The organism is Sulfurimonas sp. (genome assembly GCF_032250635.1).
In the GTDB taxonomy this organism is placed as follows: domain Bacteria; phylum Campylobacterota; class Campylobacteria; order Campylobacterales; family Sulfurimonadaceae; genus Sulfurimonas.
This window is the reverse complement of record NZ_JAVVFL010000090.1, coordinates 1-8619: the sequence shown is the minus strand read 5'-3', so window position 1 is coordinate 8619 and position 8619 is coordinate 1. Positions and strand designations below refer to the sequence as shown.

At 40.2% G+C, this 8619-nt stretch carries 8 protein-coding genes and 1 pseudogene; 2 read left to right on the top strand and 7 right to left on the bottom strand.

Features of this window, described 5'->3' with window-relative positions:
- From RQ763_RS06665 to yajC, 7 genes are all read right to left on the bottom strand, one after another.
- The coding region (locus RQ763_RS06665) for a hypothetical protein (protein ID WP_314151902.1) at positions 1-359 on the bottom strand (359 nt) is incomplete at its 3' end.
- A gap of 2 nt (positions 360-361) precedes the next feature.
- Complete coding sequence (leuS, locus tag RQ763_RS06660; RefSeq protein ID WP_314151901.1) at positions 362-2812, bottom strand: leucine--tRNA ligase; 2451 nt, start codon at positions 2810-2812, stop codon at positions 362-364.
- Between the two features lie 127 nt (positions 2813-2939).
- Positions 2940-3278 carry a DUF6394 family protein gene (locus RQ763_RS06655; RefSeq protein WP_137013803.1) on the bottom strand — a complete coding sequence of 113 codons (339 nt, stop codon included), beginning with the start codon at positions 3276-3278 and terminating at the stop codon, positions 2940-2942.
- 77 nt (positions 3279-3355) lie between these two features.
- Positions 3356-3541, bottom strand: a complete 186-nt coding sequence (locus RQ763_RS06650; protein ID WP_294930779.1) for a PLDc N-terminal domain-containing protein — start codon at positions 3539-3541, stop codon at positions 3356-3358.
- Positions 3542-3655: 114 nt separating this feature from the next.
- Positions 3656-4627 carry a protein translocase subunit SecF gene (gene secF / locus RQ763_RS06645; protein WP_314151899.1) on the bottom strand — a complete coding sequence of 324 codons (972 nt, stop codon included), beginning with the start codon at positions 4625-4627 and terminating at the stop codon, positions 3656-3658.
- Positions 4628-4629: 2 nt separating this feature from the next.
- The gene (secD, locus tag RQ763_RS06640) at positions 4630-6195 is read right to left on the bottom strand and encodes a protein translocase subunit SecD (RefSeq protein WP_314151897.1); all 1566 of its coding nucleotides are present in this window, start codon (positions 6193-6195) and stop codon (positions 4630-4632) included.
- The gene (gene yajC, locus RQ763_RS06635; protein ID WP_314151896.1) at positions 6185-6451 is read right to left on the bottom strand and encodes a preprotein translocase subunit YajC; all 267 of its coding nucleotides are present in this window, start codon (positions 6449-6451) and stop codon (positions 6185-6187) included. Before yajC ends, secD begins: the two co-directional genes overlap by 11 nt.
- 104 nt (positions 6452-6555) lie before the next feature.
- Between yajC and RQ763_RS06630 the strand changes: the two genes are divergently transcribed.
- Both RQ763_RS06630 and RQ763_RS06625 read left to right on the top strand, forming a co-directional pair.
- Complete coding sequence (locus RQ763_RS06630; protein ID WP_314151895.1) at positions 6556-7794, top strand: apolipoprotein N-acyltransferase; 1239 nt, start codon at positions 6556-6558, stop codon at positions 7792-7794.
- Positions 7795-7843: 49 nt separating this feature from the next.
- Positions 7844-8619: pseudogene (locus RQ763_RS06625) on the top strand (RNA degradosome polyphosphate kinase); the annotation flags it as partial.

The window sequence follows — 8619 nt, the reverse complement described above, 5'->3', positions numbered from 1 at the left end:
CCATTTGTGTGCTTAATGATATTTAGCCTGACACTCATTCTATAGCCTATTACGTAACCGTTCTCATCATAAACAATCGGTGCATAAGCGGGCACTCCCATCTTCAACACCAGGTGCGTCTGAGACTCGCTTTTGCTTACCAAAGAAGCCTGAAAAACCTCAATAATCGCTCTATCAACCGCATCTTTTATGACAACGGTATTTTGAGGATCTACAGCTGAGATAATAACGCTTGTGCTTATCTTATCGCCCATAACTTCACGCGAAAACTTAGCACTCGATTTATATCCGCATCCGCTTAGAGCAACTAAAAGCAAAAAGAGAATCAAAAACGCCCTAATAGTTGAAAAAAAGTTCAATATTAATCCTTGATGACTAGATTTACTAATTTCTTTGGAACTAAAATCTCTTTTACCAAAATCTTGCCCTCAAGCCACTTCTGCGCTTTTTCTTTTGCGGCTTCGAGGATGCTCTCCTGCGTTGCATCCGGTGCAACTTCTATCTCACATCTGCTCTTTCCGTTGATTGAAACACCCAGAATTATAGACTCCTCTACAAAAACCTCTTCTACGACTTTTTGCAGAGTCAAGTTTTTAAGAGAGAAGCATCTGCTAGAAATCTCCCAACAAATATGCGGTATTACAGGCTCCATAATGGAGGTAAGTATCCAATACCCTTCACTCCAAACTTTCTCATTTGACTGAAGGTTAAGCGCGTTCATAGCCTCCATAACACCTGCAATCATTGTATTGAAAGTATATTTTTGAGTGTAAACATCCTCGGCTCTTGCCAAAGCTTCATACACTTTTTTTCTAGCAAACTTCTCCTCTTTTAAGAGAGTTGCATGCTCAATTTGAGGGATTGCACTGATTTTGTTTACATGTGAGCTTCTGTCGTAAAATCTTTTTAAAAACTTATATGCGCCCTCGACGGCACTGTCATTCCACTCAAGCTCTTGCGTAGGAGGTGCGGCAAAGAGTATGAAAAGTCTTGCAGTATCGGCCCCGTACTTCTCTATAATCGCATCAGGGTCAACCGTATTGCCCTTAGACTTGCTCATTTTAGCGCCGTCTTTTAAAACCATTCCCTGCGTAAGAAGCTTCTCAAAAGGCTCATCAAATTCTAGATAGCCCAAATCACGAAAGACTTTTGTAAAAAATCGCGCATAAAGAAGGTGTAAAATTGCGTGTTCTATCCCGCCTATGTAGTGGTCAACGCCCATCCAGTACTCAATCTGCTCTTTAGAAAAAGCCTCTTTTTCCCAGTTTTTCGGCGATGCACAAAAACGCAAGAAGTACCATGAAGACTCTACGAACGTATCCATCGTATCGGTTTCGCGGATTGCATCCCTCTCACACTTTGGACATTTGCAATGCTTCCACGAGGGATGCTTTTCAAGAGGGTTTCCCTCTCCCGTAATCTCAATATCATCAGGAAGCGCTATAGGGAGATTCTCTTTTTTCTCCATAACGATACCGCAGCTCTCACAGTGAACAAAAGGGATAGGCGCACCCCAATATCTCTGGCGCGAAACTCCCCAATCTTTTAGTCTGTAATTGGTTGTTCTTTTACCGAGTCCATTTTCTTGAAAATAGTCTATGATTTTTGATTGCGCCTCTTTAGAGTTTAAGCCGTCAAACATTTGAGAGTTAAATAGCTCTCCTGTTTCCGTATATGCCTTACTGCCCTCCAGCTCGCCCTCAAATGGCTTTATGACGGCATTTATAGGAAGGTCGTACTTTTTAGCAAAGTCAAAATCTCTCTCATCATGTGCAGGAACAGCCATTACCGCGCCGCTTCCGTAGTCCATTAAAACAAAATTTGCAACCCAGAGAGGCACTTTTTTGTTTGTAAGTGGATGTATGACATTTAAGTTTAAAGAAATACCGCTCTTCTCTTTTTGTCTATCGATGGAGGAAGCATTCTTCATCTCTTTGATTTTTGTAACCGTCTCATCATCAAGAAGCATCTTCTCGATCATGTAAGTTACTATCTCATGTTCAGGCGCTAAAGCCGCATAACTTACACCGTAGATTGTGTCGGGACGTGTCGTAAAGACATCAAACCCATCAAATTTTTTCTCTAATTTAGAAAGTGAATCATCATCAAAACGGAGCTGAAACTCCAGACCGTTTGACTTGCCTATCCAGTTCTCCTGCATGGTCAAAACCTGCTTAGGCCAGCCATTTTCAAGCTTATGCAAATCATCTAAAAGCTCATCTGCATACTTGGTAATCTTGAAGTAGTACTGATTCATATCTTTTTTAACGACCTGAGTATCACATCTCCAGCATGAGCCCTCAATAACCTGCTCGTTTGCCAAAACGGTATGACAACTAGGGCACCAGTTTAAAAAGCCTTTTTTGCGGTAGAGAAGACCTTTCTCATACATGTCGATAATGAAGCCCTGCTCAAACTTTGTATAAAGCTCATCACTCGTAGCAAGTTCGCGCTCTTTTGAAAAAGAGAATCCAAGCGACTTAAACTCACCCTTCATGTAGTCTATGTTGTCATATGTCCATTTTTTTGGATGTGAGCCGTTTTTGATAGCCGCATTTTCCGCAGGCATACCGAAGCTGTCAAAACCGATGGGGTGAAGAACGTTAAAGCCCTGCTGACGGTAATATCTTGCAAAAGCATCGCTTAGAGTATAGTTTCTTACATGCCCCATATGAAGTCTTCCGCTTGGAAAAGGGAACATGCTCAGTATATATTTTTTTTCTTTACTAAAATCTTCACTCGGCTCAAAGCTTCTGTTTTGAGCCCAGTATTCTTGCCACTGTTTCTCTATGGTCTTTGCGTTATATTCCAAATTAAAACTTCCTGTAAAATTATTGTGACTCCCAAAGAGTCTAGCTTTTCTAAAGAAACCAAAGGTTTTGTGACCCAAGCGGTCTTAGCGTAGCTAAATGGCTTTGCTCATTTAGCTTATAATATAGTTAATATTCTTCGCGATTTTTAGAACTCTCTATATAGACAAGTCCCACGGAAAATAGGTTTGCTATCAAAGCCCCTATTGCCAGAGCAATTGCCCACTCCAGATTTCCAACGACTTCTAGATAGATAAATGCCGGTATAAGATGAAGATCAGCGACCAGTGATGATGCTAGTAACTCGGCTGAGAGGAGGTTTCTCACACCTATTTTTAAAAATGTAGAGACAAGATTTAAGCTGCCCGCCACAAAGAGCGCGACAGCGCTATGCTCATATAAAAAACCTGCAATTGATGTTAAACTCATCAATGAAAAAAACACGTATATTACTTTTCCCCAATCCATACCGACACCTCTGCTTAAATTAATTGGCAAGATTATACAAAAAGTATCTTAAGTAGCGACTGAAGTCTTTATATAGCCTATTTCAGAAGCAGGTTTTTTTTCATAAAGAGGTAAAAAAATGCTAAAGGCGGAACAAAAACAATACCTATTAACCAAAAGGTTTTCTGCTTCTCCTCTTTAAATTTTGCTCTATATACAGAGATGATAGAGTAGACCCAAAAAGCTACAAACAGAAAAAATATTGAAATTGAAACATTACTCATGACAGACTCCTTTTTTGTGATAAACAATTGTATCTTTATTAGGTAACCAAAGTGTAATGAGCTTTTAAAAAGGAGGTTTTACCGAGCAAAAGCTCGGAAAAAAGGGTGGATAATTTACATTATCCCTGATTCAAACTGCGATCTCATTCTCTCTTTTTCCGCTTCTCTTTTTGCTTTTTCGGCAAGCTTGACGTGGTATTTTTTCACATCAAAACCAAAAAGAAGCAGTGTCGGAGAGGCAACGAAGATTGATGAGTATGTTCCTACAACAATTCCCACCAAAAGAGTAAATGCAAAGGCATGAATAATCTCACCGCCGAACATAAAGAGCGTAAATACAACAAACAAAGTTGTAAGCGAAGTGAGTGTTGTTCTAGCCAAAGTTTTTGTGATAGAGTTGTCAATTATCTCTGCGAGCTCAACATCTCTTCCCTTTACTACACCCTCACGAATCCTGTCAAATACGATAATAGTATCGTTTAGGGAGTATCCCAAGATGGTCAGAAGCGCAGCCAATACGTCAAGATTTACCTCTAATCCAACAAGAGCTATTGCTCCAAGAGCGATTGAGACGTCATGAACAAGCGCCACTATAGAAGCAACTGCAAATCTCCACTCAAATCTAAATGCCACATAGATCAAGATGCCCATAACGGCTAAGATTAGAGACATTATCCCCTTCTCTTTTAGCTCGCTTCCCACTTTTGGACCGACAATATCAACACGGCGAATCTCAAACTCTCCCGTGCCCATAAGAGCCTCACGCGTAATATCTCCAACATCGACGACTACGTCTCCCGTTGCTGTTCTCATACGGATAACAACCTCATCTTCAGAGCCAAACTCCGTTATTGAAGCGCCCTCAAAAATGGTGTTGCTCTTTAGCTTTTCTCTCATCTCATCAATAGGAGCAGCGGTGTTATACTTTACCTGAACAATCGTACCGCCCGCAAAATCGACTCCGTAGTTAAGACCTTTTGTCGCCAAAAGAACAAACGAGCCAAGTACTAAAACTATCGATAAAATCATCGAAAATTTTGACTTCCCCATAAAATTAAAGGTTTTACTAAACTTAAAAAATTCCATAATTAACCCTTAATTCCAAACCATAAAAGGTTGTTTTTACTTTTTTGCATTCTCTTCTCAAGCATCTCATAGATACCGTGTGTGCCAAGAATCGCCGTAAGCATTGAAGCGAGTATTCCTATGCTGATGGTAATTGCAAAACCTTTGATAGCACCTGTTCCGTAAGCGTAAAGAACAACTGCGGCTATAAGCGTAGTTATGTTTGCATCCAAAATAGCGCTCATGGCATTTGAATAACCCTCTTCTATGGCTTTATGAATAGATTTTCCCTCATGTATAAGCTCACGGATACGCTCGGAGATGATAACATTCGCATCAACTGCCATACCGACGGTCAGAACTATTCCCGCCATTCCCGGAAGCGTCAATGTAGCCCCAAAGAGACTCATAACAGCCAAGATAATCAAGAGATTTGCAATCAAAGCAATATTTGCTATGATACCCGCCATTCTGTAGTAAACTACCATAAAGATTATAACTAATACAAATCCGCCAACAAGCGCAATTAAACTAGCTTTAATACTATCAGCACCCAGACTAGGTCCAACAGAGCGCTTCTCCATAAGATAGATTGGAGCCAAAAGAGAGCCTGAGCGAAGAGCGATTGCCAAATCTTTTGCCTCTAAGACGCTATAGTTTCCTGAAATCTGCCCGCTTCCGCCGCCGATACGCTCATTGATAACAGGAGCAGAGTAAACCTTGCCATCAAGAACAACAGCTAAGCGTTTTCCGACACTTCTGCCGGTAAAATCGCCGAATATTTCAGCCCCTTCCGCATTTAGTGAAAAGCTGATCAAAGGGCGATTGTTTTCATCAAATCCAACATTGGCATCTGTAAGCATCGTGCCATCAAGAATTGGAATCTCGCGAACCAAATGTTTAACATTCGGATTGGCTGCATCTTCTAAAATAACATCTCCGTATGATGCTGCCTCACTTTCACTCATACTGTAAACTCTTGCTATTCTATCTTCATCGACTGCCATGAGTTCGAGTTTTGCCGCACGAGAGATAAGCTCACGAGCACGCTGCTCATCTTCTGTGTTTTTTATGCCGGCTAACTGGACAAGAATCTTCTCCTCGCCTTGACGGGCAACGATAGGCTCTGTCAGACCAAACTGATCAAGTCTGTTTCTAATCGTCTCAATAGCTTGAGAAATTGCCTGCTGCTGAGTTTTTAAAATCTCCTCATCACTAAGTCCAAAAGAGATCTTCTCATCTACGACAACTACGATGGCACCTTCAATCTCGTGAAAAAAAGATTGGATTGTTTTAACATCGTCTTTGTCCAAAAGAGTAAGAGTAATGCCCTCTTCATCAAAACTGAGCGTGTCGATTAAGATGTCTTTTCTCTCGCTAAAGTGCTTGACGCTTGCTGCAATAGACTTAATTCTAGACTTGACCGCTTCTTCGGTTTTTACACCAAGAAGCATATGGAGTCCGCCTTGAAGATCAAGACCCAAGGTTACTTTTTTCCCGTCTTGCATCTGAAAAAGAGAAGGTGCGGAGAAAAATATACCAAAAGTTATGGCAAGAGCAAATACGATTATTCGATAATTAAGCTTCATCCTCGTACTTTCTAGCAACGGCATCTTTTGTTGCTTTTACAATTACATCATCATTTATTTTAATGCTTAAAAATTTCTCTTCAACTTTATATATAGTTGCTATGACTCCACCTATTGTAACTATTTTATCGCCTTTTTTTAGAGATTCTAACATCTCTTTATGGCTTTTTGCCGCTTTTTGCTGCGGGCGAATGATTATGAAGTACATAATCGCAATTAAGATTATAAACGGGAGTAGTTGACTTATTATTTCCATGAGTATGGGTTTCCTTTGAGTAAATTGCGGCGATTATACAAGAACTATATTAATAAAAGACTGAATAGTGTTATAATTCACACCAAAAAATAGAGCGCTAAAAAATGATTAAAAAAATCCATTCCATCCGAGACAACTACAATCCCTTACTTTTTGATTTGATATGCGGAGTCATAACCTCACTTTTTTTCAGCGCTTTTCTCTATCTGGAGCACTTCGATATAACTATAAACTTCATAAATACCCTATTTGGACTTTTTGCTTTTGCTCTTCTTCTGTACATCCCAAAAAGAGCCTCTTTGGTAGCCGGTTTTTTTATAGGTCTTCTCTGGTTCTACTGGATCGGCTATAGTTTTAAATACAATGACGTAGGGTATATGGAACCTATAATCACTCTCCTTTTTGCGCTTGTATACATGCTCTTTTTTGGGGTTTTAGCTCTTACAAACAGTGCGGCAATAAGAGCTTTAATGCTCTTCGCTCTTAGTTTTATAGAGCCTTTTGATTTTAACTGGCTGCAGATGGAAGTTCTCTTCGTAGATAGCTATTTTGGAGTTCAAAAATACCAATTTGCCCTAGTACTTGCCGCTCTTGCTGCGCCCTCTTACATAAAAAAACCATACACTTTTGCTCCTCTTTTACTCCTTCTTCTTAGCATAAACTTTGCTCCTCCTACCCAACAAGAAGCACCGCTAAAGATAAAACTTGTAACAACCGACATACCTCAAGAGAAAAAGTGGCTAAGAGAGAGCCTCTCCCCCACCATTGAGCTGATTTTCAAGGAGATTAGAGCGGCTAAAAAAAATGGATATGACGTAGTCGTGTTTCCTGAATCCGTTTTTCCCTTTTTTATGAACCAAGCGCCCGTTATCTTCGATGAACTAACAAAAGCCTCTAAAGATATAGCCATAGTGGCGGGCTCTCTCCTCAGCGAAGATGGTATGCACTACAATGTGACCTACATGTTTGATAACGGCAATTTTGAAGTGGCAAAAAAATTGGTTTTGGTTCCTTTTGGAGAGTATATTCCGCTTCCAAAATTCGCACAGGATTTTATTAATGAGATCTTTTTTGGCGGCGCATCCGATTTTAAAACAGCAACTGAACCGACTGACTTTACGATTAAAGGAGTAAAGTTTAGAAATGCCATCTGCTACGAGGCTACATGTCAGGAGATTTATGAGGGAGATGTGGATTTTGTACTTGCCATGAGCAACAATGCCTGGTTTGCCCCCTCAATTGAGCCGACTCTGCAAAAACTGCTTATAAGATACTACGCTCGTAAAAACGGCGCTACAATCTATCACAGTACAAACTACAAGGGCACCGGAGTCATAAAGTAACCTTTATTTGGTATAATTCGACCTTATTTTATTTTCATAGGGATTTATAATGATAAATCTAAAAAATCCAAGCCTGTACAACAATCGCGAAATCTCATGGCTTCAATTTAATACAAGAGTTTTAAAACAGGCGCAGGATGAGTCGCTTCCTCTTCTAGAGCGTCTTAAGTTTCTGGCAATCTATGGAACAAACCTAGATGAATTTTATATGATTAGAGTTGCCGGACTTAAAAAGCTTTTTGCCGCAGGCATTATAGTCTCGAGTGCCGATAAACTCACGCCTCTTGAGCAGCTGAGAGAGATAAGAAAATATCTCCATCAAGAGCAGCAGGTAGTTGAGCACTGCATGAACGGGATTTTAAAAAAACTTGAGCCTGAGGGCATCAGCATAAAGCTCTACAAAGATGTAAATCAGCACCAAAGACACTATCTAAACAGATATTTCAATGAAAATATTTACCCAGTAATCATCCCTATCGCCGTGGATGCTACGCACCCTTTCCCGCATCTAAACAACCTTAGCTTCGGGCTTATTGTAAAACTCAAAGACAGCGATAACGTAGCCATCGAGAGATTTGGAATCATCCGCGTACCTAGAGTTTTGGAGAGATTTATCGAGCTTGAACATGACATCTATGTTCCTATAGAGAGCTTAGTTGCAGAGCATGTAGAGGACCTTTTTCCTGGATATACACTTATAAAATTTGCCTCATTTAGAGTTACTAGAAATGCTGATATAGAGATTGAAGAGGAGGAAGCAGACGACTTTTTGGAGATACTTGAAGAGGGATTAAAACTCCGCCGAAAAGGTGCTATGGTAAGACT